General features: G+C 62.2%; 1 protein-coding gene. It reads right to left on the bottom strand.

Annotation, left to right across the window (positions count from 1 at the left end; all coding sequences use genetic code 11):
• Positions 1 to 775, bottom strand: a 775-nt coding sequence (locus PQR32_RS42120; RefSeq protein ID WP_408241797.1) for a type VI secretion system Vgr family protein, incomplete at both ends; no start/stop codon positions are given.

Genomic DNA, 775 nt, shown 5'->3' on the forward strand with positions numbered 1-775 from the left:
GCGTGTTATAGCCGAGCACCAGTCGCGACTGCGCGTAATCGCTGCTGACCTGTACCTGAAGTTTGCCGGGTGTATCGTCGGCGACGATCTGGTTGGCCTGCAATCCGGCGAGGTCTCGCGTGCGCGTGCCGCTCAGTGCATGATTGGCCGGCAGTTTCCACGGCGGCTGCCTGAACCGGTTGACCATCCGGTCAGCGATATAGGGCTTGTCAGGGTCGCCTTCGTGATAATTGACCGTCACTTCCTCGCCGATACGGGGCACATAGATCGTGCCGAACGAGTCACCCTGCCATGGCGATGACACGCGCACCCAGCAGCTTGCGTTCTCGTCCCTCGGCCTGTCCAGGTCCCAGAGGTAACTGATTTTTACCCGGCCGTACGCATCGACCCAGGTGGTCTGGTCTTTCGGTCCCACCACGACCGCCGTTTCCGCCTGACAGCGCGGCTTCTTCTTCGGCCTGTTCTTGAAGAACCGGTCGGGCGGTTGCAGCACGAAGTCGGTCACGCACTGGTACCGGCGTTGGTCGGGCATTCCGGCCGACACCGTCGTCTCGCTCACGCTGCGAATATCGAGCGTCGTGGACACCACCAGATACTCGGCGTTAATGGCCGGCTCCGGGTGATCGGTGAGCCGGATCGTCCTGCCCGTTTTCAGGCCGAGCAGGTTACCGCGCCCTCTGAGACGCTCGTTACGCGAGTAAAGCGCATAGGCCCGCACGCCTGCGAGATAGCGGGCTTCCTCCAGATAACTGTTAGGCTGACCCGACAGGCCCAT

This window comes from Paraburkholderia dipogonis (assembly GCF_046027395.1).
In the GTDB taxonomy this organism is placed as follows: Bacteria; Pseudomonadota; Gammaproteobacteria; order Burkholderiales; family Burkholderiaceae; genus Paraburkholderia; species Paraburkholderia dipogonis_A.